This window comes from Enhygromyxa salina (genome assembly GCF_002994635.1).
GTDB lineage: Bacteria > Myxococcota_A > Polyangia > Nannocystales > Nannocystaceae > Plesiocystis > Plesiocystis salina_B.
The window spans coordinates 260,987-285,727 of the sequence record NZ_PVNL01000135.1; the positions used below are offsets into that span (position 1 = coordinate 260,987).

Sequence of the window (24,741 nt, forward strand, 5' to 3'; positions counted from 1 at the left end):
GGATGCCTGCTACAGCAAAGGCTAACTATAGACTTCGGGGCGGAGCACGCCGATGAAGGGCAGGTTCCGGTAGCGGCCCTTGTAGTCGAGCCCGTAGCCAACGACGAACTCGTTCGGGCACTCGAAGCCGACGTAGCGCGCGTTCATGTCCTCGAGCTCCTTGCCCTTGCGCACCGACTTCTTGTCCAGCAGCGCGGCGATCTCGACCGACGCTGGGCCCCGCCCACGCAGGTTCTCGCGCAGGTAGTGGAGCGTCAGGCCGGTGTCGATGATGTCCTCGACGATCAGCACGTGACGGCCCTCGATCGAGCGATCGAGGTCCTTGAGGATCCGAACCACGCCCGACGACTTGGTCCCGGCCCCGTACGAGGACACGGCCATGAAGTCGACCGTCAGCGGCAGGTTGACCGTGCGCGCGAGGTCAGCGAGGAACGGGTACGAACCCTTGAGGATGCCCAGCAACAGCAGCGGGCTCTTGTCCCCCATGTTCGCCATGTTCGCCCTGTCCGTGTAGTGCGTGGTGATCGCTCGACCCATCTCGACCACGCGATCGTGGATCGTGGGGGCATCGAACAGGACCTCGCGCAGGTCGGCGCGCAGGCCACCTTCCCAAATTTCGGCCCAGTTTGCGGCCCGGGTCTCGGCGTTGCCTGCCGAGCGATCAGCGCTGCTCTCGTCGCTCATGGCCGCGACCGTATCACGCCGCGCCACGGCCGTTCAGCGCTCGGTACAAGAACGGAAGCGAGACATCGAGGCGGTGGCTCACGCCCGAGTGCCCGCCCTCGAACTCCTGGTAGACGTGATTGATCTGCGCGTCGACCAGCTGACGGGCCAGCGCCCGGCTGCCAAACTGGGTGAAGTACTCGTCGCGCGATCCACAGTCGAGGTACAGCCCGCTCAGCTGCTGCATGGACGCGTGCGAGGCCGGCAGCTTGGCCAGCTCGAGCGGATCGTGGGCGAGCCAGCGGGCCCACCGCTCGGTGTCGCGCTCGCAAGTCTCGAGGTCGACGGGCAGCCGGATGCCCAGCGGCGCGCCGGGCTCGGGCGCGTAGGTGGCCGCCATCGCCAACATCATCAAGGTGTTGAACTGCCTGCCGCCGAGCTTGTCGGCCGCCCACAGCTTGTCGATGAACACCTGCGGATCGTTGTCACACGCGGCCAGGCTCGCGAGCGCGCTGGGCAGCTCGCGACCGTAGAGCAGCTCGAAGCCGACGTCGCCGCTGTGCGATGCGACCGCGCCCCAGCGATCGCCGTGCTTCATCGCGTGAATCAGCGCGGCGTAGCCCCCGCTCGAGTGACCGAACACCGCCCGGTGCGCGGGGCCCTGCCTGACGTCGAACTGCGCCTCGATCTCGGGGACCAGCTCGTCGAGCACGAACGCCTCCCAGCGCCCGAGCACGGGGGAGTCGATCCACTGGTTGCCGCCGAGCCGGGTGAAGCCGTCGGGCATCACGACCACCGCCGGGCCCATCTCGCCCTCGCTGATCAGCCGATCGATCCGCTGCGGCAGGCTCTCGCCGAAGCTCTGCCAGTTGAGCAGCTTGTAGCCGCTGCCACCGAACGCAGCGAGCGCCACGAACATCGGGTAGCCCTCGCCCGCGCCCTCGTCGTACTCGGCCGGCAGGTACACGGCTGCGCTTCGCTCATGAGGATCACCGAGCAGATTGCCCCGCAGCGCCTTGGAGTCGATCGTGATCTCGACCAGGCGGCCGCGCGGGCGCGTGAAATTGTGAGTCGGCACCGCTCGAGGATAGCCGGCTGGCATGGCCGCGGGCCAGGTTGGGCCTGTAGCCCGCCGCTGTGGCCCCGATCTGGCCCCGATCTGGCCCGATCTAGCCGAAGTGCGCCTACGCAGGCTCAGCCGCGCCCGAGCGCCACTTTCATCAGCAGCAGCGCCTCGCGGCCGGCGTTGGCGACCAGCTGGCTCTCTTCGTCCTCGCCGGCGACGGGGACCAGGCCGCCCTTGCCCATGCGAAACTCCGAGTCCAGACCGCGGCCCGCGAGCTGATTGAGGAACGGGTCCTTGGTCAGCCGCAGATCGCCGCGGTAGTCGTACACACGCATGCGATTGATCGTGCCGCGGGCGTCGACGCCAATCCCGATCTCGAGGGTCAGCACGCTGCCATCGAGGATCTTGGGCTTGGTCCGCGGATCAATGAAGATTGCGACGCCCAAAAACTGCCCCGCCGAATCGTGGGCCACGTAGAACTCGGGGGTCTTGTCCTCGGGGTACAGCTCGAACCCGAGCTCACGCTCGAGCTGCTCGACCTCTTTTTGCGAGAACTGGTGCCGCTTGATCCGCCACGCGTTTGGATCCGCGTCGGGGAACAAGCGCATCAAGTTGCGGTGGGTGACCTCCCAGCTGCCCCACTTGGCCAGGTGGGCCTCGGCAGGGGCGGGAGCTAGCGCGACATCCGCGGCCAGGCCAACCAGAGCCAGAGCGGTGAGGACGGTGCGCAGCGGGGTCTTCCAGGCCATGAGATCGCCGATCGGGGACCAGCGTCACCCGTGGCCCGTCCGACGTCAAGCAGACCGGATCCTTCAGGTCTCAGGTCGTGCTGTCGGTGCCGGTGCCATCCCCGTCGCCATCCCCGTCCCCGTCCCCGTCCCCGTCGCCGTCCCCGTCGCCGTCGCCGTCGCCGCCATCCTCGGTCGGCCGGCACATGTCGATATCCAGCAGCGCGCCCTGGCTCTCGATCCCCGACACGATGAACTGGTAGACCTCGAGGTCGGTGATGCGCCCGGGCCTGACGGCGCGCACGCGGGGGCCTGGCGCCGACAGGCAGCTCGCGTTGGGGACAAACGACGGAGTGTCGGTGGGATCGATCTCGGCTTCGACGACCATCAGGTAGCCGGGGTCGGTGCCGTCGTCGAGCATGGACACAGGCACGCCCCTGACGGTGCCGCGGAACCGGTTGCAGGGGAACAGCGACGGCGCGAGCACCAGACAATCAGGATTCGTGGGATCGCTCAGGCACGCGGGCGTGTTCTCGATGATCGACAGCCGCACCCGCAGGTCGTAGCGGATCCCACTTTGGCTCTCGAGCCCGCAGGTGTCCGGGATGTCGCTCACCGGGTAGATGCGCTCGAGCTTGGCGTTGTCGAATTGCCACGCGACCTCGACCAGGCCGTCGCGCTCACCACATGCGCTGACGGCGAATAGTGCGATCAGACCAGCGAGGCCGCGTTCGATCATTCGCACACCCCGAGTCTAGCAATTTTGATCTCGCCCCGGGGCCCGGGCCCGAGCCCCATGGACCAGGCGATGAAACAGCAGCGCGGCCGCAAACCACGCAACCGCGATCCAGACCGAGAGGTCGCCCTGCTGCGCCAGCACCACCAGCACGATCAGGCTCGACGCGGCATAGAGCACGGGCGGCAGCGGGTACAGCCAGGTCTTGTAGGGCCGGCGCAGGTCGGCCTGGCGGCGCCGCAAGATCATGACCGAGAGCACCGTCAAGGTCCCGGTGATCAGCATCGCGCTCGAGGTGTAGGCGATCAGCGTGTCGAGGCCGTCGCCGAACGCGGCGAGATCGAAGAACAGCAAGCCCAGGGCGATGGCGCACTGCAGCCACAGCGCGACCGCCGGGGTTGCGAAGCGTGGATGCAGCTGCCCGGCCGCGCGGGCGCAGTCGCCTTGCTTGCCCATGGCGAACGCGATGCGCGAGCCCGTCAGGACCGAGCCGTTGAGTGAGCCGATCATGGCGAGCACGATCAGCCCGGTGATCACGGTGACACCGAGCGGCCCGAAGATCGCCCGCGCGGCGGCGGTCCCGGCCTCGCCGACATGGGCGAGACCATCGAGCGAGAACACCTCGAGGAACCCCACGCACAAGATCAGATACAGCGCCGTGACCGCCGCGGTCCCGCCGATCAGCGCGCGCGGGAGGTTGCGCGCGGGGTTCTTGATCTCGCCGCCGACGTAGATCGCCGCGTTCCAGCCCGAGTAGGCGAAGTAGACCGGCAGGTACGCGCGGGCCAGCGTCAGCGGGGTCGCCGGCTCGGTCCCGGTCTCCGCCAACACCGGCGTCACCAGGCCCGGCTCGTGCTGCCACACCACGAACAACGTGGCGATCAGCAGGACCGCCAGTGGCACCGAGGTCACCAGCACCTGCACGACCCCCGAGACCTTCACGCCGACATGGTTGATCAGCGTCAGGCCAATGATGATCACCGCCGCCCACAGGTGCGACGCCGGGATCGCCACCGGCCCGAGCACCAGGGGCTCGGCGAACCCCGGCCCGAGCAGCGCGGGGAGCTGATACTTGGACGTGGCGACGGCGACCGCCGCCAGCGAGCCCGGGAAGATCGCCAACAGCTGCAACCACCCGGCCGCGAACGCGATCCCTGGGCCCCAGCTGTGGCGCAGGTACGCATAGTCACCGCCGTCGCGGGGCATCATCGCGCCGAGCTCGGCCAGGCTCAGCGCGCCGAACAGCGCCACGATCCCGCCGAGCAGCCAGACCAGCATGAACGAGCCCTCGCCGCTGACGTGGGCCGCGACCTCGGGCGGGCTGATGAAGATCCCGATCCCCATCATCGAGCCCGCGACCAGAGCCAGCGCCGGCAACCCACCGAGGGTCCGCTCCGGGCGCGTCGGCGAGTCGTCGCCCGAGCTCTGGCCAGCCTCACTCACGATCCGGCGCAGCGTATCTCAGCCCGGTCAGGCTGTCGCGTTTGTGACGAGCGCCGCTGCGGTGGCTCCGGGGGGCAAAACCGGCTAGTTTCGCGGCCGTGCACAGCGGTCTTCACGCTGATCGGCTTCAGGGCACGGATTCACGTCCGCCGAGCTCGCAAGGATCGGCCCGGCCATCCGTTGCTCGCCCGATGCGTGCGCTCGCGCGATTCGTAGACCGGTTCACCGTGGGCAGCGAACGCGCCTTGCTAGTTGGCCGGCGACTTCAAACGCTCTCGCTCGTCGGCGTGCTCGCGATCGCTGGGGTCGGCACGGGCTGCGCGAGCGGGCCCAACTTGTCCGACGAGTACGGCCAGACCGCGCGCGAGAACTACGAGCTCGCCGTCGCGGAGTTTGGTGACAAGGACTGGGAAGAGGCGATCGCCTACGCCGACTTCGTCCGGATCCGGTTCCCGTTCTCGCGCTACGCCGTCGAGGCCGAGCTGCTGATCGCCCGCGCCGAATTCGAGCTCAAGAACTACGTCACCTCGCAGGACGCATTTCGCCAGTTCCTGCGGCTGCACCCCACGCACAAGCACGTGCGCAACGGCTGGGTCGCGTACATGGCGGCCGTCGGCGCGTACATGGCCGCGCCCAGCAACGTCCCGTTCTTGCCGCCGCACTACCAGCGAGATCAATCGCTGCTGCGCGAGACCGTGATCGAGCTCGACTACTTCTTTGATCACCACGCTGGCTCACAGATGGAGCCGCTGGCCCGCAAGCTCGAGGCCGAGGTCCAGCGCCGGCTGCTCGAGCACGAGCTCTACGTCGCCCGGTTTCACCTCGATTCGGATCGGCCTGAGGCGGCGATCATGCGGCTCGAGGCCGCCCACGACCGATTCCCGGGGATCGGTCTGGACGCCGAGGTGCTGTTCTTGCTCGGGATCACCTACCTGCGGATCGAGGAGATCGAGCTCGCGCGCGAGATCTTCAGCGAGCTGCAGATGCAGCACCCCGAGCACCACCACGGTCAGCAGGCCCGCCTGTACCTGAAGTACATGACGGATCGCTACGGCCCGCCCGATCCCAACCGGCCGCGCCCGGATCGCTCACCGCCCGTGCCCGAGACCCCGCCGCAGGCCAAGCCCGACGAGTTCAAGGACTGGCGCTGGCGGCAAGAGCAGCGCCGCCGCAAGCGCGAGGGCGAGCCAACCGAGCCGGCCGCCCCCGCGACGGACGGTGCGACTCCAGCTCAGCCAGCCGCGAAGCCACCCGCGGCCAAGCCTGGCAACCAGCCCGAGGCCGAGCCGCCTGAGGCCGAGCCCGAAGCCGAGACCGAGCCGCCCGAGCCCGAGCCCGAGCCCGAGCCCGAGCCCGAGCCCGAAGCCGAGCCCGAACCCGAAGCCGAGACCTCGTCCCCGCCGGGCGGCTGATCACCCGAGCGCGGCGCGGCGAACGATGACTCGCGGCGCGTCATCCCGTACGACCAACTGGTCAACGGCCGCAACCCTCGGATCGACGCCAGCCCTGTCCGCATTGGACCCGACGCCCTGCGCACGAGATCGCGAGAGTACAATCTCCACAGGCCACCATGGAGTCCGAGATCCGAGTCCACATCAACGCAGGTCGCGAGCACTACCTCGCCGCCGAGTACCAAAAAGCTCTCCCCCATCTCACCAAGGTCCTCGAGCACCACGACGACTTCGCCGACATCCACAACATGCTCGGGATCTGCCTGCAGCACCTGGGCCGGACCGACGAAGCCCGCCTGAATTTCGAGCGCGCCCTCGAGCTCAACCCGGCATACACGGAAGCCGCCCTCAACCTCGCGGTCTGCTACAACGAGCTGGGCCGCTACGACGACGCCAAGGCCGTGTACGAGCGGGCCGCGCAGGGGCGCGAGAGCCGGGCGACGGCCGTCGACAACCTCGATGGCTACGTGCGCGGCAAGCTCGCGAACCTGCACCGGGAGCTCGGCGTGGCCTACGAAGGGGTCGGGATGCTGGTCCAGGCGATCGAGCAATTTCGCTGCGCCCTGCAGCTGTGCCCGACCTTCGTCGACATCCGCACCAAGCTCGCGACCACGCTGCGCGACGCCGGTCACGTCGACGAGGCGATCGACGAGCTGATCGCGGTCCGCGACGCCAAGCCCGAGTATGTGTCGGCGCGGCTGCACCTGGGCGTGACGTTCTGGTCGGCCGAGCGCAAGGACGAAGCTCGGGCCGAGTGGAATTCCGTGCTGGAGTTCGAGCCCGACAACGCCCGCGCGCGGATGTACCTGCGCATGGCCAGCGAGGGTTGACGCATGCGGCCTCCAGAGCCGCTGATCCGCGCGGTCCGTGATCCACCGCGTGACTGCGAGGACCTGGCGAGCATCGGCGGTGTGCTGCGCCAGCGACCCGAGGACTTCGAGGTCGAGGAGCTGCCCGCGTACGCGGCCGACGGGCGGCCCGGGCACCTGCTCGTGTGGCTGCGCAAGCGCTCGTTCACCACCCAGGACGCGGTCCGCGAGGTCGGCCGCCAGCTCGGCGTGGCGCAGGTGGAGATCGGCGTCGCGGGCCTCAAAGATCGCGACGCCGTCACGCGCCAGCAGATCAGCGTGCCCGATCGGGTCGCCGCGTCGTTGGCTCGCTTCGAGCACGGCGCGATCGAGCTGAGCGACCCCCGCCCGCACTCGCACAAGCTCCGTCGCGGGCACCTGCACGGCAATCGATTCTGCATCGTCGTGCGCCAGCTGCCTGCCGAGCTCGACCTCGCTCGAGCCGAGGCCCACGCCCACGCCATGCTCGAGCGGCTCGCGACCCAGGGCCTGCGCAACTATTATGGTGCCCAGCGATTCGGCAAGGATCTGCGCAACCTCGAGCCCGGGCTCGCCGCGCTCGCGGGCCGGCGACGGCGTCAGCAAAAGGGTGATCTGATCGTCAGCGCCGGCCAGTCTGCGCTGTTCAACCTGTACCTCGCGACCCGCGCCGAGCGTGGCCTGTGCCGCACCGTGCTCGCCGGGGACATCCTGCAAAAGCGCGAGACCGGCGGGATGTTCGAGTCCACCGATCCCGCCGCCGATCAGGCCCGCCTCGACGCGGGCGAGCTCGTCGTGACCGGGCCGATGTTCGGCAGCAAGATGCGAGCGCCCACCCCCGGAACACCGGCCCACGAGCTCGAGCAAGCCGTGCTGGCCAGCGTCGGTCTGAGCCCGGCGAAGCTGACCAAGCTGGGCCGCAGCGCCCCCGGCACGCGTCGCCAGCTGCTGGTCTGGCCCGCGCAGGTCGAGGTCGCGCGTGCACCCGCGACCGGGTCCGATCCCGGGCCCAGCCTCGGACCCGGTCTCGCGCTGCGGTTCTCGCTTCCGGCCGGCAGCTACGCAACAGTGTTGTTACGCGAGCTGTGTGGTTGACCAGTCTGGCCGGCTCGCCGCTTCGCGCCCAGACCTAAAGGCACGCGTCGTGCGCCAATCCGCGGGCGTTCTCCTCCGGGCGCAAACTGGCCCGAACACCGCGCGGATGCTGGATTGGAGTGGTCAGCCTGGCCGAGCAACGATGTTTCGGCTACCTTTCGCGCGTTTGCGACACCCGCAGCTCCGGGCTCCGTCGCCACCCGTGATATCCCAAGCAAGTCCATGGATCTGCAAGAAGCCTTCCTTCAACTCGCGCTGCTCGGTGCTAACTGGGTGCTTTGGATTCTGGTCGCGCTGAGCGTCGCCAGCGTGGCGATCGTGATCGAGCGCTGGCTGTTCTTCCGCGGGGTCGCGGGGCGCGACAGCGCGCTGCTCAAGCCGCTGTCCGAGAAGCTCGCCAAGGATGACATCGAGGGGGCCGCCGGGGTCGTCAAGAACGGCACGTCCCCGGGCGCGCGAATGCTCGTGTCCATGCTCGAGGTCGCGGATCGGGGGCCCGGCTCGGCCCGCGCAGTGGCCGAGGGCAACCGAGCCCAGGAGAAACTCCGGCTCGAAAAGCACCTGGGCTTCCTCGGCACCGTCGGCTCCAATGCCCCGTTCATCGGCTTGTTTGGGACCGTGCTCGAGATCCTTCGGGTCTTCCACCTGCTCGGCGAGCAGGGCGTGACGACCGGCGAGGACGCCAGCGGGATCATGAACGGCATCTCCGAGGCTTTGGTCGCCACCGCGATCGGCCTGCTCGTCGCGATCCCGGCCGTGATCGCCTACAACGCGTTCCAGCGGCGCGTGAAGCAGGTCCTGTCCGAGGCCGACGCGCTCACGGGCATGGTCGTCTCCCAGCTCGCCGAGCGCAACGAGAAGGCGAACTAGACCATGGCTGCGGGCGGACTCGACGACGACGAGGAGATCACGGGCATCAACATCACCCCGATGGTCGACATCATGTTGGTGTTGCTGGTGATCTTCATGGTCACGACCACCACCATCAACAAGATCGAGGGCATGGAGGTCGACAAGCCCGACGCCAGCTCTGGCAAGAACATCGACGAGCTGCCCCAGAGCATCGTCCTGATGTGCCGCGGCCAAGATGGCGGGGGCGAGTTTGCGATCGACGGTCAGCCAGTCGAGGGCACCCAGGCCGAGATCGACCAGGCCATGGCCCGCGAGATCGAAGCCCGGGTCAGCCAGAACGCCGAGCTGCAGGGCATCGTGCAGTGCGACACCAAGGCTCAGGTTGGCGCCATGGTCCACCTGATTGATCTGCTCCGTGAGAACGGCGTGACAAAGTACGCGATTGCGACTGAGCAGCCCCCCGCGGTCAAAGGCTGAGCAACGTCAATGGGTCTGCCCTGCATCCAGCTCGTCGCGCCCGTCTCGCTGAGGACGGGCTCGGTGCTGGGCTTGGCCGCCCGGCCAGAGTCGAGCGGGTTCGATGCAACCACCGGCATCTTGGTGGTCCTGGCCGCGATCGCCGGCTACCTCGTCTACGAGTTCATCCGCGACAACAGGGGCCGCTCGGGGATCGCGTTGGTCGGCGCGGTCGCGGGTCACCTGCTGCTGCTCTTGTTCTTGTCGCTCGACATCGCCGGCCGGGTTGGCTGCGGCGTCCAGGACAACGGGCTCGCGCTGATCGAATTCGAGGTCGCCGAGGTCGAGCAGCCCAAGCCCAAAGAGAAGCCGCCCGAGCCCGAGCCCGAGCCCGAGCCCGACGAGCCCGAGCAACCCAAAGAGGTCGAGCCCGAACAGATCAAGCAGCCCAAGCCGAAGACCAAGAAGGCGCCCGAGCAGAAGCAAGAGCCGATCAACCAGGATCCCGCGCCACCCAAGCGCTGGGATCTCTCGGCGGCCAACGGCAATGGGCCGGTCGTGGTCCCGCCGGGGAGCGGCGGCGAGTATGGCGGGGCCGGCAACGCCGACAGCAAGGGCAAGGGTCCAGGCAAGCCCGCCGGCGATCCCAAGGGTGACGAGAAGGGCACCGCCAGCGTCTGGCAGCCGCGCAGCGAGCTGTTCATCAAGGAGCTGCCCAAGCCGGTCAAGGTGCCCAAGATCGAGTGCCCCGCCAGCGCCTCGCTCGGGGTCCAAGGTGACGTGATCCTCAAGGTCCAGATCGGGCGCGACGGCAAGATCCGCGACGTCAGCGTGCTCACCGGGATCGGTCAAGGGTGCGACCAGATCGCCGTCAAGGCGCTCAAGCAAGCGCGCTTCAAGGCCGCGATCGGGACCAACGGTCAGCCGGTGGACTTCGAGCTGCGCTACGAGTACGCGTTCACCGTCAACAACTGAGGACTGAGGCGATTGAGTCGAATGTATCGACGGCGGCTGCGGTCGCGCGAGGTCGCCGTGTTCGTGGCTGCGCTGCTGTGTGGGTCGAGCGCGATCGCGGGCCCGCCGAGCGAAGCCGAGCCGCCGGCTGCTCCCGCGGCCCCAAGCGCCCTGGTCCCACCCAAGCTGGTCGCGGGTACAGGCCCGCGAGCGTTCGAGTACCCGGCGGCCCTGCTCGAGCGCGAGCAGCCGCCAGCGGGGCAGATCACGCTCGAGTACGTGGTCGGGACCGACGGCGTCCCGTTCGAGATCACCGTGCTCGAGAGCCCAGACCCGGGGCTCGATCCAGCCGCGATCGAGATCGTCGCCAACCTGCGCTACGAGCCCGCGAGCTACGAGGGCGAGCTCGTCGAGGTCAAGCTCTCGCTCGCGTTCGTGGTCGCGCCTCCGCGTCCGCCCGAGCCCGAGCCGCCCTCCCCGGCCAACACCGACACCAACACCGACGAGGACCCGGCGCAGCCCAGCTCCGACGCCGCCGAGGCGCCGATCCGCATGCTGGGGCGGGTCCGCGAGGCTGGCTACCGGACCCCGATCGAGGGCGCCTCGGTCCTGGTGATCCCCGCGGGCGAGCTCCCGGTCGGGGAGATCCGCGGCACGCTCTACGAGCAGCCCGGCGAGCCAGCGTGGACCGTTCAGACCCAGACCGACGCGGCCGGCAACTACGAGCTGCGCGGCGTGCCCGAGGGCAGGGTCCGGCTGATCATCCTGGCCGCCGGCTACCTCCGCAGCGATCGCGTGCTCGAGCTCGAGCCCAACAAGCAGCTCGAGATCAACGTGTGGCCGCGGCGCGAGGCGCAAAACCCCTATCGCACCGAGGTCGTCGTCGAGCGCGAGACCATGCCCGAGGTCGTCGAGCGCACGCTCGAGCTCGAGGAGATCCAGAAGGTCCCCGGCTCGCAGGGCGACGCGCTCAAGGCCGTGCTCAATTTTCCTGGGGTCGCCCGTGCGCCGTTTGGCTCGGGGCTACTGGCGATCCGCGGCGCGGCGCCCGAGGACTCCGCGGTGTTTTTGGGCTACCACGAGATCCCGCTGCTGTTTCACTTTGGTGGGCTGCGCAGCGTGTTCGCCTCGGAGATCCTCGCGCAGATCGACTTCATCCCGGGCAACTTCGACAGCCGCTACGGCGACGCGATCGGCGGGATCGTCAACGTCCAGCCCCGGGCCGGCCGCCGCGACGGCTACCACGGCTACGTCGACGTCAACGCGTTCGACGCTGGGGTCCTGGCCGAGGGTCCGATCGGCAAGGGCAGCTTCGCGCTGGCCGGACGCCGCAGCTACATCGACTTCGTGCTTGGCCAGGCGCTGCCGTCCGACGCGGGCATCAACTTCAGCGTCGCGCCGCGCTACTGGGACTACCAGATGCTGTTCGACTACCCGGTCTCGGGCGGCGAGCTGAGCGTGCGCGCGTTTGGCAGCTCAGACCAGCTCAGGCTCGCGTTCAGCGGGCCCAACGACGACCCCGAGGCGACCGAGGACGTCCGCAACCAGGTCGAGACCTCGCAGTACTTCTCGCGGGTTGATCTGGTCTATCGCAAGCAGCTCGGGCCGTGGGAGTTTCTGATCACGCCCTCGTTTCGGGCCGGGTTCACGGAGATCGGCGTTGGCGGTGTGTTCGATCTGGACGTGCGCACCAAGGACTTCACCGGCCGCGCCGAGCTCAGCCGGCAGATCTCCAAGGGGCTGCGCTGGCGGATCGGCACCGACCTCAACGGCACCCTGTTCGACATCGACGTGACCGCGCCGCCGGCCACGGGGATCGGCGGCGGGCCGGGCTTTAGCGGCGCTGACTCGCTGGTCCGGCGGCTCTCGGGATCGACGTTTCGCGGGGCGCTCTACTCCACCGTCACCCTCGCGGTCACGGACAGGGTGCTGCTGTACCCGGGCGTGCGCGCCGAGTGGTTCGCCACGGTCAACCGCGCCGCCGTGGACCCGCGTCTGCGCGGGGTCTGGAAGCTGACCGAGACGACCGCGCTCAAGGGGGCGGTCGGGATCTACAGCCAGGGTGTCCAGCAACCCGTGCAGCTCGACGACGTGTTCGGCAACCCGCGCCTCGGCCTCCAAAAGTCTGTGCACACCAGCTTGGCGGTCGCCCAGGACCTGCCGTGGGACAGCTTCATCGAGGTCACCGGCTTCTACAAAGACCTGTGGGATCTGATCTCGCCGTCGGCGGAGCTGGTGTCGCGGACCAGCGGCGAGCTCGGGCCCGAGCAGTACGCCAACACCGGGGTCGGCCGCATCTACGGTCTCGAGCTGCTGCTGCGCAAGAGCCTCAGCGACAACCTGTTCGGCTGGGTGTCGTACACGCTCTCGCGCAGCACCAGGATCGACGCCCCCGGCCAGCAGCGAAAGCTCGTCGACTACGACCAGACCCACATCCTCACGGTGATCGCCAGCTACAAATTGCCGCGCGGCTGGCAGTTTGGCGCCCGCTTTCGCCTGGTCTCGGGCAACCCCTACACCGCGATTCAAAACGGCGTGTTCGACGCACAGTCCGGGGTCTACTCGCCGATCACCGGCCCGGTCAACGGCGATCGCCTGCCGGCCTTCCACCAGCTGGATCTGCGCCTCGACAAGACCTGGGTGCTGCCCGCGCTGCAGCTCAGCCTCTACGCCGACGTGCAGAACGTCTACAACAAGCAAAACCCCGAGTTCATCAACTACGCCTACGATTATCAGAGCTTCTCTACGGTGAACTCTCTGCCTATCATTCCCTCGATCGGCTTCCGCGTGGAGCTGTGAGCGTCATGTCTGCCTCCGGCCACCCCTTCGCCTCGCTCGTTGGCTTCGCTGCGTCGAGCTCGATCTGCCTGAGCTCGTTGATCATGGCTGGCTGCGCGCAGGACCTGCCCGACCCGCGCCTGATCATCAACCATCGGGTGCTAGCGATCCAGACGGGCGTCACCGCGTCGCCGTTCCCGGATCAGGCTCCCGACCCCGAGCGACCCAAGGCCCAGGCGCTGCCGTTCGAGACCGTCACGATCACGCCGTACATCGTCAACGAAGCCGGGATCGTCGACCCGGACACGCTCGACATCGTGTGGCTGGCCTGCGAGCTCACCCCGGGGCTGGGGCTGTTCGCGTGCATCTCGGCGGCCACCCCAGTCGCGCTCGCGGACATCCCCGAGTGCACGGCGCCCAGCTTTGACGCGCTGATGGGCGACGAGCTGCCCGAGCTGGTCAGCCCGTGCGTGATCGGCCGCGAGGGCACGCCCGAGTATGTCGCGCCGCTGTCGGCCAACGTGTTTGTCAGCGGCGCGATCGAGCTGACGATGATCGCCGGGGTCCCCGGCGGGACCTCGACCGACACCTGCGCCGCCGAGCTGCTGCGCGGCGAGTACGACCTGCCCGATGACTGCCTGTACGCCGTGCAGCGGCTCAACATCGGACCGGTCGAGCTGCTGCTCTCGATCGCGGCCAGCTTTGGCCTGGAGATCCCCGGCTTCGAGATCCCCGACCCCGAGGACATCCCCGAGCCCGACCACAACCCGCGGATCAGCCAGGTCCGCGTGGGCATCATCAACGACGAGGGCGAGCAGGTCGGCAACGCGCAGATCGTCCCATTCGGCGGCGTGGTCTCGGCCCCGCGCGAGGTCAGGCTGCAGGTCGAGGTCGACTCGCCCAAGGAGGACCTGCAGACCTACTCGATCCCGGTCAACAACGGCGAGAGCTACGAAGAGCGCAGTGAGGCGTACCAGGGTGACTGGTACCGGACCTGGGGGCGGCTGTTGTCGGGGACCAGCGACGACCCGATGAGCTACAACCAGTGGGTCCTGACCCAGGACGAGCAGGACGAGACCGAGGCCCCCGCGGACGGCCGGGCGCGGATGTACTACGTGGTCCGGGATGGCCGGCAGGGCGTGAACTGGTTTTGGTTCGAGGTCGAGGTGACCGAGCCCGAGCCGGTTCCCTAGCGCTGGTCAGTCGACCCCGTTGGGGACGTCGGGATCCACCGGCCCGGCAGCGGGCGCGGGTCGTGTTGGATCGATCGTGCCCTCGATCCCCAGGTGGATCACCCGCGACCCCGTCTGGTTCACCGGGTGGGTCGCGCGGCCGATGATGATCCCGTCCTCGGGCGCGCGGTACTCCTCGATCAGGTCCCCGTAGATGTCGCGCACGCACGCGACCACCTCGCCCGTGCGGATCCGGGCGGCGAGCTGCGGGTAGACCTCGAGCACGCCGCCGACCTCGGTGTACATCCAGTACGAGCTGACGCAGACCACCGGCTCACCGGGGTGCTGCTGCTCGTCGTCCTCGATCATCTTGAGGCGCGAGAGCACGTTGAGCACCCCGGTCGTGCCATCGTCGACCATCTCCGACTGAAACGCGTTGGGGTTGCCGACCTCGACGGTGATCGACTTGACGCCGCGATCCATGGCGGCGCCGCGCAGGGTCCCGTCGGCGCCAGTGTTGTGCAGGACGATCTGTGGCTGCTGGCACAGCGCCATCCATGCGCTGTCGGGGTTGGTCATGTCGGCGCGCACGTAGAGCGTGTTGATGCGGCCAAAGCTCGCCGTGTGCAGATCGATCATGTAGTCGAGGTGCGCGACGATGCGGGTCATGAACCGGTGCGCGTAGACTTGCGAGTTGGTCCCGTTGCGCTTGCCCGGCATCACGCGGTTGAGGTCATAGCCGTCGTTGAAGTGCCGCGTGTTGTTGAGGTACCCGGGCACGTTCACGACCGGCACGCAGATCACGGTGCCCTTGAGCCGCGTGGGCTTGACGTGCGCGATGACCTTCTGGATCACGCGCATGCCGTTGAGCTCGTTGCCGTGGATCGCCGCCGTCAGACCCATGACGGGACCGGGCTCGACCCCGCGCAAGATCACGACCGGAAGGCTGATCAGCCCGCCGATCCCATTGCCGACCATGGACACGCGGAGCTTGGTGGTCGAGCCCAGCTCGAACTGCGCGAGATCAAAGGACTCCACGATCTTGACGTGGTGCTGGCGATGGGTGGAGGCGTTCATTGGTGAGTTGTCATTAGCGCTGGGTTGGCGTCGCTGTCAGCAACAATCTCCAGACCCAGCCCGCGCGCCCGCAGTCGTTGTCTTGCGAGCGCGGCGCCAGCTCCGGTGTCGTTTTTTCGCGGTTTTTGCGGTTCCATGCCAGGGTAGGCCCGTGTACGCCCCTGGTGAGAGCCCCTTTCACGTGCGCGGGTCGACCTACCTGGGGATCCGCGACCACGTCAAAGCCACGCTCCCCGGTGGGCTCGAGGCCGTGTTCGAGGCGATGCCGCAGGGGCCCCACCGCAGCTTCGTCGAGCAGGCCTTCACCGCGGACGGCTGGTACGACGCGCTGACGATCCGGCCGCTCACCGAGATCATCGCCAAGCTCGAGCAACGCAGCTGGGAGGACTCGCTGCGTGCCCGCGCCAGCGACCTCGCCCGGCGCGAGCACGGGGTGCTGGGCCGCGTGCGCATGATCGCGTCGTCGCCCGAGAAGATCGCCGAGAAGCTGCAGCTCGCGGCGCTCGAGCGGTTCGACTTTGGTCAGGCGGAGATCGTCGAGACCGGGCGGGGGCTGTCGAAGGTCGCCTACCACGAGGTCCCGCAGCCGCTGGGCGCGTGGTTGATCGCGAGCTTGGACGGCCACGCGAGCGTGGCGATCAGCAACGCGGGTGGCAAGCAACCTAAGCTCAACAGTCGCCTGATCCCGCAGGGGCGGCGCGGTGACATGGGTCTGGTCGACGTCCGCGTCGAGCTGTCCTGGTCGCGCTGAGCCCGATCAGTGGGGCCGGGACCGCCGCCGCAGTAGCAAGCGCGATCGCGCTCGAGTGCCGGTCCGCAGCTGGTCGCGGGCTGTCTTTGTTGTGTCGTAACCCAGCGCGACCACTACTGCGTGCAGGACGTTGGTGCTCTTCTACCCCCCAGTGAAAGACACTCGAATTCGTTTCGACACACGCACCGAATTTTCGCTCGAGCTCAAACGTCGCGTCGACGCCTACTTCCGTGCCACCGGGCGCTCGCGCGGCGGTGGAGCGCGGATGATGGTGAAGACCGCGATCATCTTCGCGTGGCTGTTCGCCAGCTACGCCGGGTTGCTGGCGCTGGGTGGTTCATGGGTCGCAGTGGTCGTATTTGGGCTGAGCTGTGGGCTGGCCACCGCAGGGCTGGGCATGGCGGTGCAGCACGACGGCGGTCACCTCGCCTACTCCGAGCACCGCGGGGTCAACCGCGCGGCCGCGACGGTGCTCGACCTCCTCGGCGCGAGCTCCTACGTGTGGCGGGTCAAGCACGGCGTCATTCACCACACCTACACCAACATCGAGGGCGTCGACGATGATCTGGACGCGGCCCCGTTCGCGCGCATGGCCCCCGGTCAGCCGCACCGCCGCCTCCATCGGTTTCAGCACCTCTACATGTGGCCGCTGTACGGGCTGCTGACCGCCAAGTGGTTCCTGTTCGACGACTTCAGCAACCTCGCGCGCGGTCGGCTCGGCGACCACCGGATCCGCCGACCGCGGGGCGCCGACCTGGCGATCTTCATCGCTGGCAAGCTCGCGCACTTCACCTGGGCGCTGCTGATCCCGATCCTGGTGTTTGGCCTGGGCAAGGGCTTGGTGTTCTACGCGGCGCTCTCGATCGCGTGCGGCGTGACCTTGTCGGTCGTGTTTCAGCTGGCGCACTGCGTCGAAGAGGCGCAGTTTCCCACGGTCGCCGAAGCGCAGGCCCACACCCGCGACTTTGCGGCCCACCAGCTCGCGACCACGGTCGACTTTGCTCGCGACAACAAGCTGCTGAGCTGGTACGTCGGCGGGCTCAACTTTCAGGCGGTCCACCACCTGTTTCCACGGGTCAGCCACCTGCACTACCCGGCGCTGGCGAAGATCGTCGAGCAGACGGCCGCCGAGTTTGGGGTTCGCTACCGCGCCACCGCCAAGCTGTGGACCGCCCTCCGCTCGCACTACCGCTGGCTGCGGCGGATGGGCAGCGGTGAAGCGGTGGGGCTCGCCTGACACCGATGTCGTGACCGCCGGGGGGATCAGCGACGCCGCCGTCGCTCCTGGGGCATGTCAGCGGCCGCCAACTTGCGATCACGGCCCAGACCATGGTTCTGGGCCGTAATCGCTGCGCAAACTCGTGCCTGGCGAGTCGGCCCGCCACCTGCAAGAATGAATATCGCGAGACCCATCCACCTCGCGAGATGACCTCATGAATTCTACATACCCTTGCTTGAAGCCCCTCGCCGTGTCCCTCGCCGCCGCCGCGGTTGCGAGCCTCGCCATGGTCCCGATCGTCGCCAATGCGTGCGGTGGGACCTTCTGTGACGCCGGCCCGCAGGTGATGCCGGTCGACCAATCTGGCGAGAACATCCTGTTTTGGATCGACAACGGCGAGGGCGGGCCGCACACCGAGGCGCACATCCAGATCCAATATGAGGGCGATCCCGATCGCTTCGCATGGTTGGTGCCGGTCTCGCAGGTCCCCGAGGTGCTCGTCGGCTCGCAGGCGCTGTTCAGCAACATGCTCGCGGGCACCGGGCCCACGATCACCGTCAACACCCGGTTCGACGGCGACTGCGGGTTCGCCGGGGTCGGCCTCGGGTGCGGGGCGGTGTCGCTGGACTCCTCGGTTGGGTTTGCAGACAGCGGCGCTGGCACCTTCGGGGGTGAAGAAGACGGCGGCGAAGGGCCACAGATCCTCGACCGCGGGTTTGCGGGCGCGTTCGAGTACGTGGTCCTGACCGGCGACAACGTCGACGTGATCGTCGACTGGCTGGACGCGGCCGGCTACGCGCAAGACCCCGACGCGCCGCCGATCCTGCAAGAGTATCTGGACGACGACTTCGTGTTCGTGGCGTTCAAGCTGCGCAGCGGGGTTGGGGTCGACGAGATCCACCCGCTGGCGATCCGCTACCCCGGGGTCGAGCCTTGCATCCCGATCCGGCTGACGCGGATCGCCGCGACCGATGACATGGCGATCCGAGCGTTCTTCTTGGGCAGTGATCGCGCGGTCCCGCAGAACTGGCCGCACGTCGAGCTGAACCTGGCCAAGCTGGACTGGCTCGGCGCCGCGGCCAGTTCCTACCTCGAGCTGGTTGGGCTGGCGATCGACGAGGCTGGCGGCCGGGCGTTCGTGACCGAGTACGCGGGCACCGACGCGGTCGTGACGACCAGCGGCATCAACGGCGCGAAGTGGGACGGGTCGGTGTTCGTCGACCTGCCGCCAGTCGAGGTGGTCTCGGCGCTCGCCGACCAGGAGCTGCTGCTGTGCAGCAACGGCAATTGCGACTTCTTCCACCCGCAGGTGCGGCCGGTCCTGCAGCGCTACCTGCCCGCCCCCGAAGGCATGGACGAAGAGGCGTTCTGGTCCGATCTTTTCAGCAACATCGACAGCATCGATCCGGTCGCCTGGGACACCCAGCCCGGCCTGGCCGCGGAGCTCGACGAGCGGATCTTCGTCCCCGGTCAGCACGCCGTCGACATGCTGGTCGACGCGACCTACCTGACCCGAATGTTCACGCTGATCTCGCCCCACGAGATGATCGAGGACCCGCTGTTCCACGAGACCAGCTCGCTCGGGACCGTCGACAACAACATCACGACCACGCGCGTGTTCTCGTGCGACGAGGGCCCCGACTGGATCGAGTTCGACGACGGTCGCCAGGTCGCGCTGGAGGCCGGCGTCTACCCGCAGTTCGCCGACATGCCCAGCGCCCAGCGGATCGAGCGGGTGCCCATGGTCGGGCCGGCCCAGGTCGAGGCCGACAACCTCGACGAGATCAACGACCTGATCGAGGCGTCCAACCACGATCAGCTGGTTGGGCCGGCGCCGTGGAATTGCTCGATCTCCCGGCTGCGGCCGGAGGCGATGCTGACCATGTTTGCGCTGTTTGGGCTGGCGTGGTTCCAGCGGGCACCCCGGCGGCGGGGCTGAGTGCTAGAGCGCCGATCAGTTCGGTGTGCGTCTGGGGCCGCTCCTGATCTTGGCTAGCCGCCCGCGGCCAGCGGGTCGCGATAGATCGCGTCGGTATCCAGCCGCACACCTTCGAGTGAGGCGAGGCTCAGCAGCTCGCCAGCGCCAGCTTCGCTGAGCACCCACTCCCCCGTGGCGTTCTTGCGATACGCCTCCAACCTCGGCTCGCGCTGCGATACCAACAGGTACTCGCGCAAGCTCGGGATTCGCCGGTAGTGAGCGAACTTCTCCCCCCGGTCGTAGGCCTCGGTCGAGTCCGAGAGCACCTCGACGATCAGGGTGGGGTTGGTCGCTGCGTTGGGGTCGGCGGCGGCGTGTTCGAAGCTGCCGCAGATCACGGTGAGATCCGGGTAGGTGCTGAGGTCCGTGGACTCGACGCGGATCCGCAGATCGGAGCTGAAGACGCGGCACGGTCGGCCCGCGAGCGCGGCCGTGAGCGCGGCGCCAACGGCCATCGATAGCGCCGCGTGCTCGGGCGTGCCGCCGGCCATCGCGTAGACCTCACCGCGGAGGTACTCGTGCTTCATCTCGCTGCGCTGCTCGGCCTCGAGATAGGCCGCGTAGGTCGTGCGCGTCGGCTCGGGCGCGGGCATGGTTCGAGTCTAACATGGGCGCGTCATCCGCCCCTGCTCCGCTGGACTGGCACCATGGAAGGACTTCCAAACGGTGGCCGGGGCGACGAGAGATGCGCGGCCGCGAAGGACGCTGGCCAGCCGTCGGATGGACGCCGTGAGTCACGGTTCCTGCACTACACCACCGTCGCTGCCCGATCCTCGCGCCAGGCGGAAGCCAAAAGTGTCGGCCCTAAATCCGGGCGAGATGGCGGCGCGGCCGGGCTCGCGCAAGTCGTCGCTCTTCGTCTCCCAGCAACCGCCCCGAAACACTTTGCACGGTGCGATCGGGTCAATTGGGCCAACTGGGCCAACTGGATCGACGGCTGGCTCCGCCGTGTAGCGTCGGAGGAGGTCGGCACACTACTCCCACGCGTTCTACAAACGCGATCTAAATCTGCAGGCCGAGTTTTGGCATGTCGATCGGGCCGATCGAGCGTCTCGGGTGTCCAGCGCGTCGGCTCGATGTCGGCCTGACTCGACGATGCAAAGTCGAGGTAGAGCGTACGTAGCTTGGGAAACGAGACGCAAGCGTGCTCTGGGTCGTGTCGAGAGTCTCCCCGGTGCTAGGCTGCACGATGCGCTGGCTTCCCGCGGCCGAACCCATCGACACGACCGCCCGCACGCGGGCCAGGAGCCTGGCGCTCGCGCTCGGACTGCCGCTGTTGTTGACCCCCGAGCTCGCGGACGCGCAGCAGCCGACGCGGGTGTGGGTGTTCTTCGCGGATCACGGCCGCAGCGACACGCAGCTGGAGATCGAGCTGAAGCTGCGCGCCGCCGAGCTGGGGCCGCGCACGCTCGCGCGCCGGGCCAAGGTCCGCGGCGATCAGCTGGTGGACGCGTGGGATCTGCTCCCGGCCGCGCCCTACGTCGCGGCCGTGGAGCAGATCGGCGCCGACACCCGGGTCCAATCGCGCTGGCTCAACGCCGTCTCGATCGACGCCGATCCCCAGACCCAGGCTGAGATCGCGGCGCTGCCGTTCGTGCGTGGGCTGTATCCGGTCGGCCGCAGCGCGGGTCATGAGCTCGTGCTCGAGCTCGACGCGCCTCCGCTGGCCGCCAACCCCGACGACTACGGGCTCGCGTGGGAGCAGCTGAATTTGCTCGGCGTCCCCGCCCTGCACGACTGCGGGCTGACGGGAGCCGGGGTGGTCGTCGGCGTGCAAGACCTCGGCTTTGTCCTGGATCACCAGGCCTACGCGACCACGCAGGTGCTCGCGGCCCACGACTTCGTCAACGACGACGACAACGTCGGGATCGAGGGCAGCGATCACCCCGAGCAGCACGTCCACGGCACGGTCGTGCTCGCAACGATCACCGGAATGGATCCCGGCAGCTTCCGCGGGGCCGCGCCTGGGGTGTCGGTGATCCTGGCCAAGACCGAGCACGTCGACATCGAGCAGCCGTTTGAAGAGGACATCTACGTCGAGGGCCTCGAGTGGATCGAGGGCATGGGCGCGGACATCTTCACGGCGTCGCTCAACTACATTGACTGGTACACGGCCGACGAACTCGACGGCGCGTCGGCGGTCACGACGGTCGCGGTCGAGGCGGCGGTCGCCAACGGGCTGATCGTGTTCGCGCCCATGGGCAACACTGGACCCGCGCCGACGACCCTCGGCGCCCCGGCCGACGCCGCCGGGGCGATCACGCTGGGCGCGGTCGACCTCGGCGGACAGCTCGCGGGGTTCTCTTCGCGGGGCCCAACGGCGGACGGCCGGATCAAGCCGGACGTGCTCGCGCCTGGCCACGACGTGTCGACGGTCGACCCCGGGACCCTCGACACGTATACGCAGGTGAGCGGCACGAGCCTGTCGACGCCGCTCGCCGCTGGCGTGGGCGCGCTGCTGCTCGAGGCCTACCCGTGGCTGACGCCGGCCGACATGGCCCAGCTGCTGCGCTCGACCGCGCTGGGGGCCGACGCGCCCGACAGCGACAACGGCTACGGGATCATCGACGCGGTCGCGGCCGCGCAGCTCTACTGCACCTGCACGGACGCCGACGCGGACACCTTCTTCGACGTGGCGTGTGGCGGCGACGACTGTGTGGACGCGAATCCAGCGATTCATCCGGGCGCGTCGGAGCAGTGCAACGGGATCGACGACGACTGCGATGACCTGCTCGGCCCCGATGAGATCGACGCCGACCAGGACGGGTTCCTGATCTGCGCAGGTGACTGTGACGACGCTGCCCCGGGCACCCACCCCGACGCTGCGGAGCTGTGTGACAACGAGGTCGACGACGACTGCGACACGCTGATCGACGCGCAGGATCCAGACTGCGCCGCGCCCCCCGGGGACGGCGATGGTGATGGCGACGGTGATCCAGGCGGTGACGGCGACGGCGATCCAGGCGGCGAGACCGGAGCGGACACAGGCGCAACGGACGAGACCGACGCCGGCCAAGCCAACGGCGAGACGCCCGGCTGCGCCTGCACGGTCAAACCCTCGCGCGCTCCCGGTGCCTTCGCCCTGCTGCCGCTGCTGCTGGCGTTTGTCCGCCCACGGCGACGACCCTAGTTGTTGTTGACCTTCGAGCCCTTGACGTTGACGGGCCCCGAGCCCTTGATGTCGATCTTCGCGCCCGAGATCGCAATGTCGCCGCTCTTCTTGAGCACGATCGTCGCGCTCCCGCACTTGATCGTGAGCTCATCGGCGGCCTCGAGCAGCGCCTTGGCCTTGCCGCCGATCGAGAGGTCCTTGGTCGCGCTGATCGTCATCGCGTCCTCGCTGGTGATCCCCAGGGCCTTGCCCGTGGTGACCTGACCGGCCTCGGCGACCTTGATGACCAGCTCCTTGCCGACATCGATCTGCTTGCTCCCGCCGACGGTCTCGCTGGCCGCGCCGCCGACCGCCATGGCGATCGCGCCGCCGACTTCTATGCCCGCGGCCCCGCCGACGCTGGCGTTGAGCGCCCCACCCACGCTGACCTGCATGACCGCGCCAACCGTCATCGTCTTGTTGGAGCCGACGGTCTCGCTGGCGTTGGTCGCGATGGTCTCGGTCCGGTTGCTGCCGATCGTCTCGGTGTGATCCTTGCCCACGACCACGGTCTGGTTGTTGCCAACCGTCACGCTCATGTCGTTGCCGATCGTCTCTTTGTGGTCGTGGCCGATCGTGATGGTCTCGTCATTGTCGACGTTGATCGTCTCGTCGTGCTTGACGTGCTTGCTGCGATCATTGCCGACCTCGTGGGTCTCGTCGTGGCCAACGGTCTGGCTCTTGTCGTTCTCGACGGCGATCTGCCAGTCCTTTTGGGCGTGGATGTAGATCTGCTCGCTGCCCGCGGCGTCCTCGAAGCGCAGCTCGTTGCTGCCGTCGCCGCCCGGTGACGAGCTGGTCTTGATCCCGCTCTGGGTCTTGTTGTCGGGCAGCGAGTAGGGCGAGGCGTTGTCGCCGTTGTAGACGCAGCCGGTGATCAGCGGGCGGTCGGGGTTGCCCTCGAGGAACTCGACGACGACCTCCATGCCCACGCGGGGGATGAACTGCGCGCCCCAGGCCGGTCCGGCCCAGCGCTGGGCCACGCGGATCCAGCACGACGAGGTGTCGTCGTAGGGCGGGTCTTCGTCCCAGTAGAACTGCACGCACACGCGGCCCGACTCGTCCACATGGATCTCTTCGCCGCTGGGGCCGGTCACGATCGCGGTCTGGGGGCCGCGCACGTGGGGCTTGGGCGTGAGCGCGGCCGGGCGCAGCACGACGCTCGCGGGCACACACTCGAACATGTTGCTGTAGCCACCGTGCGCGCCGCTCTGGGCCTCGAGCGAGGGCAACGCCGAGGGATCGTGGCCCTCGTGCTCGACGCGGATCAGCAGCAGCTCCTCGTCGAGCTGCTCGAGCACGTGGCCGTCGGGCATGAACTTGAGCCCGGCGCGAAACCCAATCGCGTTGCCGCGGCCGAACCCACGCCGCCCCGGTCGCGTGAGCGCGGCTTGGTGGTCGGCCGCACGATCGGCGAGATCGTCGTTGAAGTAGCGGCGGCCACCGTGCAGGTACACCCGGCGGGTGCGCTGCAGCTCGTCGGGCGCGTCGGTCTCGCTGTCGAGCAGCTGGGTAGGCGTGCGCCAGTCGAAGTCGCGCCGCAGCACCCCCGTGCTGGTCACCCGGCGGCGCCACTCGATCGCCTGGACCGACTCGATGTCGGCCTCGCCCGGGTTGTGGACGATCATCGGAAACACGTCGCTGGTGTCGATGTTGGCGGCCGAAAGCAGCTGGGTGCCATCGTCGATCAGGCGCAGCTGCTCGGCGTCGAGCTCGTCGTCGTGGACGAAGATATAGGAGATGCCCTCTTCTTCGAGCAGGCGCACGACGAACGCGAGGTTGGACTCGTGATACTGGGCGCAGTACTCCCGCGGCGTCGACCCGCGCTGGACCGAGCCCGGATCATAAGTACGGTCGTAGACGCCGAGCTCGGCGCCGAGCACCTGCTCGACGATGTCGAGCACGCTCAGATCCTGAAACATCCGGGTGTGGATCTGCTGATCGAGCAACGCGAACGCCGGACGAATGGTCAGGCGCAACATCAGGTGATCGCCCGAGAGCCCGAGCCAGTCGATCGCGGTGATGATCCCGTAGACCGAGCGGATGAACTCTTCGCGGACCAGGTTGATCTGCGCGTCGTGACCGAGCAGGCCCTCGAACGCGTAGTCGACGTCGGCGGTCACGATGTCGGCGACGATCGTATAGGGCTCGGACACCGCCTCGGTCATGCGAAACCGGTGGACCCGAACGTCGGCGGGCAGCGTACCGGTGCCGCTCTCGAGCTCGTAGCCCAGCGTTGGCAGCTGGCCCCGCGCTGGCTTGTCCCCGGAGGGCGATGGTGAGTCGGGGGGCATGACCGGCGCGTGCGCCAAGCATCACCTGCTCACGACCGTCGATCAAGCAC

The 24,741-nt window shown here is 68.3% G+C and carries 21 protein-coding genes; 12 read left to right on the forward strand and 9 right to left on the reverse strand.

Going from position 1 to position 24,741, the window contains the following annotated elements; genetic code table 11:
* Window positions 1-21 precede the first annotated feature (21 nt).
* The 5 genes from hpt to ENSA7_RS35330 form a co-directional block, all read right to left on the reverse strand.
* Window positions 22-600 carry a hypoxanthine phosphoribosyltransferase gene (hpt, locus tag ENSA7_RS35315; RefSeq protein ID WP_443655671.1) on the reverse strand — a complete coding sequence of 193 codons (579 nt, stop codon included), beginning with the start codon at window positions 598-600 and terminating at the stop codon, window positions 22-24.
* Window positions 601-697: 97 nt separating this feature from the next.
* Entirely contained in the window at window positions 698-1,741 is a 1,044-nt protein-coding gene (locus ENSA7_RS35320; RefSeq protein ID WP_219908114.1) for an alpha/beta hydrolase, read from the reverse strand.
* Between the two features lie 116 nt (window positions 1,742-1,857).
* Window positions 1,858-2,478: a hypothetical protein gene (locus ENSA7_RS35325; protein WP_106093819.1), complete on the reverse strand. Its 621-nt coding sequence runs from the start codon at window positions 2,476-2,478 to the stop codon at window positions 1,858-1,860.
* Between the two features lie 70 nt (window positions 2,479-2,548).
* The gene (locus ENSA7_RS44550) at window positions 2,549-3,202 is read right to left on the reverse strand and encodes a hypothetical protein (RefSeq protein ID WP_181234421.1); all 654 of its coding nucleotides are present in this window, start codon (window positions 3,200-3,202) and stop codon (window positions 2,549-2,551) included.
* 9 nt (window positions 3,203-3,211) lie between these two features.
* Window positions 3,212-4,636 carry an APC family permease gene (locus ENSA7_RS35330; protein WP_106093820.1) on the reverse strand — a complete coding sequence of 475 codons (1,425 nt, stop codon included), beginning with the start codon at window positions 4,634-4,636 and terminating at the stop codon, window positions 3,212-3,214.
* 227 nt (window positions 4,637-4,863) lie between these two features.
* On the opposite strand from ENSA7_RS35330, the gene ENSA7_RS35335 reads away from it, so the two are divergent.
* The 8 genes from ENSA7_RS35335 (at window position 4,864) to ENSA7_RS35370 (ending at window position 14,242) form a co-directional block, all read left to right on the forward strand.
* Window positions 4,864-6,048: an outer membrane protein assembly factor BamD gene (locus ENSA7_RS35335; RefSeq protein WP_181234422.1), complete on the forward strand. Its 1,185-nt coding sequence runs from the start codon at window positions 4,864-4,866 to the stop codon at window positions 6,046-6,048.
* A 158-nt stretch (window positions 6,049-6,206) separates the two neighbouring features.
* Complete coding sequence (locus tag ENSA7_RS35340; protein WP_106093822.1) at window positions 6,207-6,917, forward strand: tetratricopeptide repeat protein; 711 nt, start codon at window positions 6,207-6,209, stop codon at window positions 6,915-6,917.
* A gap of 3 nt (window positions 6,918-6,920) precedes the next feature.
* The gene (truD, locus tag ENSA7_RS35345) at window positions 6,921-8,009 is read left to right on the forward strand and encodes a tRNA pseudouridine(13) synthase TruD (RefSeq protein ID WP_106093823.1); all 1,089 of its coding nucleotides are present in this window, start codon (window positions 6,921-6,923) and stop codon (window positions 8,007-8,009) included.
* A gap of 222 nt (window positions 8,010-8,231) precedes the next feature.
* Window positions 8,232-8,879: a MotA/TolQ/ExbB proton channel family protein gene (locus ENSA7_RS35350; RefSeq protein ID WP_106093824.1), complete on the forward strand. Its 648-nt coding sequence runs from the start codon at window positions 8,232-8,234 to the stop codon at window positions 8,877-8,879.
* A gap of 3 nt (window positions 8,880-8,882) precedes the next feature.
* A complete protein-coding gene (locus ENSA7_RS35355) occupies window positions 8,883-9,338 on the forward strand; it encodes an ExbD/TolR family protein (RefSeq protein WP_106093825.1) in 456 nt (151 codons plus the stop codon).
* Window positions 9,339-9,347: 9 nt separating this feature from the next.
* Window positions 9,348-10,292 (forward strand): energy transducer TonB, encoded by a 945-nt coding sequence (locus tag ENSA7_RS35360; RefSeq protein ID WP_106093826.1) that lies wholly within the window; start codon window positions 9,348-9,350, stop codon window positions 10,290-10,292.
* Window positions 10,293-10,313: 21 nt separating this feature from the next.
* Window positions 10,314-13,070, forward strand: coding sequence for an energy transducer TonB (locus ENSA7_RS35365; protein ID WP_244924031.1), 2,757 nt, complete (start codon window positions 10,314-10,316; stop codon window positions 13,068-13,070).
* Window positions 13,071-13,075: 5 nt separating this feature from the next.
* The gene (locus tag ENSA7_RS35370; protein ID WP_146158510.1) at window positions 13,076-14,242 is read left to right on the forward strand and encodes a hypothetical protein; all 1,167 of its coding nucleotides are present in this window, start codon (window positions 13,076-13,078) and stop codon (window positions 14,240-14,242) included.
* 6 nt (window positions 14,243-14,248) lie between these two features.
* Here the strand turns inward: ENSA7_RS35370 and ENSA7_RS35375 are convergent, their stop codons facing one another.
* The gene (locus ENSA7_RS35375) at window positions 14,249-15,298 is read right to left on the reverse strand and encodes a succinylglutamate desuccinylase/aspartoacylase family protein (RefSeq protein WP_106093828.1); all 1,050 of its coding nucleotides are present in this window, start codon (window positions 15,296-15,298) and stop codon (window positions 14,249-14,251) included.
* A gap of 151 nt (window positions 15,299-15,449) precedes the next feature.
* On the opposite strand from ENSA7_RS35375, the gene ENSA7_RS35380 reads away from it, so the two are divergent.
* The 3 genes from ENSA7_RS35380 to ENSA7_RS35390 all read left to right on the forward strand — a co-directional run bounded on the left by ENSA7_RS35380 (window position 15,450) and on the right by ENSA7_RS35390 (window position 19,207).
* Entirely contained in the window at window positions 15,450-16,049 is a 600-nt protein-coding gene (locus ENSA7_RS35380) for a hypothetical protein (RefSeq protein ID WP_106093829.1), read from the forward strand.
* A 151-nt stretch (window positions 16,050-16,200) separates the two neighbouring features.
* Window positions 16,201-17,286, forward strand: a complete 1,086-nt coding sequence (locus ENSA7_RS35385; protein WP_244924015.1) for a fatty acid desaturase family protein — start codon at window positions 16,201-16,203, stop codon at window positions 17,284-17,286.
* Between the two features lie 217 nt (window positions 17,287-17,503).
* Complete coding sequence (locus ENSA7_RS35390; RefSeq protein WP_244924016.1) at window positions 17,504-19,207, forward strand: DUF2330 domain-containing protein; 1,704 nt, start codon at window positions 17,504-17,506, stop codon at window positions 19,205-19,207.
* Between the two features lie 53 nt (window positions 19,208-19,260).
* On the opposite strand, the gene ENSA7_RS35395 is transcribed toward ENSA7_RS35390, so the two are convergent.
* Both ENSA7_RS35395 and ENSA7_RS46400 read right to left on the reverse strand, forming a co-directional pair.
* Window positions 19,261-19,839 (reverse strand): Uma2 family endonuclease, encoded by a 579-nt coding sequence (locus ENSA7_RS35395; protein WP_106093831.1) that lies wholly within the window; start codon window positions 19,837-19,839, stop codon window positions 19,261-19,263.
* Window positions 19,840-19,980: 141 nt separating this feature from the next.
* A complete protein-coding gene (locus ENSA7_RS46400; RefSeq protein WP_504823328.1) occupies window positions 19,981-20,130 on the reverse strand; it encodes a hypothetical protein in 150 nt (49 codons plus the stop codon).
* Between the two features lie 305 nt (window positions 20,131-20,435).
* Between ENSA7_RS46400 and ENSA7_RS35400 the strand changes: the two genes are divergently transcribed.
* On the forward strand, window positions 20,436-22,376 hold the full coding sequence (locus ENSA7_RS35400) for a S8 family serine peptidase (RefSeq protein WP_106093832.1): 1,941 nt from the start codon (window positions 20,436-20,438) through the stop codon (window positions 22,374-22,376).
* On the opposite strand, the gene ENSA7_RS35405 is transcribed toward ENSA7_RS35400, so the two are convergent.
* Window positions 22,373-24,691, reverse strand: a complete 2,319-nt coding sequence (locus tag ENSA7_RS35405) for a type VI secretion system Vgr family protein (RefSeq protein ID WP_146158511.1) — start codon at window positions 24,689-24,691, stop codon at window positions 22,373-22,375. The two genes, ENSA7_RS35400 and ENSA7_RS35405, sit on opposite strands and share 4 nt — an antisense overlap.
* Window positions 24,692-24,741 lie beyond the last annotated feature (50 nt).

Bases quoted from the DNA above. Each gene is read 5' to 3' on its own strand.
- ENSA7_RS35325 (WP_106093819.1), bottom strand. From the start codon at position 2,478: ATGGCCTGGAAGACCCCGCTGCGCACCGTCCTCACCGCTCTGGCTCTG.
- ENSA7_RS35340 (WP_106093822.1), top strand. From the start codon at position 6,207: ATGGAGTCCGAGATCCGAGTCCACATCAACGCAGGTCGCGAGCACTAC.
- truD (WP_106093823.1), top strand. From the start codon at position 6,921: ATGCGGCCTCCAGAGCCGCTGATCCGCGCGGTCCGTGATCCACCGCGT.
- ENSA7_RS35350 (WP_106093824.1), top strand. From the start codon at position 8,232: ATGGATCTGCAAGAAGCCTTCCTTCAACTCGCGCTGCTCGGTGCTAAC.
- ENSA7_RS35355 (WP_106093825.1), top strand. From the start codon at position 8,883: ATGGCTGCGGGCGGACTCGACGACGACGAGGAGATCACGGGCATCAAC.
- ENSA7_RS35360 (WP_106093826.1), top strand. From the start codon at position 9,348: ATGGGTCTGCCCTGCATCCAGCTCGTCGCGCCCGTCTCGCTGAGGACG.
- ENSA7_RS35365 (WP_244924031.1), top strand. From the start codon at position 10,314: ATGTATCGACGGCGGCTGCGGTCGCGCGAGGTCGCCGTGTTCGTGGCT.
- ENSA7_RS35370 (WP_146158510.1), top strand. From the start codon at position 13,076: ATGTCTGCCTCCGGCCACCCCTTCGCCTCGCTCGTTGGCTTCGCTGCG.
- ENSA7_RS35375 (WP_106093828.1), bottom strand. From the start codon at position 15,298: ATGAACGCCTCCACCCATCGCCAGCACCACGTCAAGATCGTGGAGTCC.
- ENSA7_RS35395 (WP_106093831.1), bottom strand. From the start codon at position 19,839: ATGCCCGCGCCCGAGCCGACGCGCACGACCTACGCGGCCTATCTCGAG.
- ENSA7_RS35400 (WP_106093832.1), top strand. From the start codon at position 20,436: ATGCGCTGGCTTCCCGCGGCCGAACCCATCGACACGACCGCCCGCACG.
- ENSA7_RS35405 (WP_146158511.1), bottom strand. From the start codon at position 24,691: ATGCCCCCCGACTCACCATCGCCCTCCGGGGACAAGCCAGCGCGGGGC.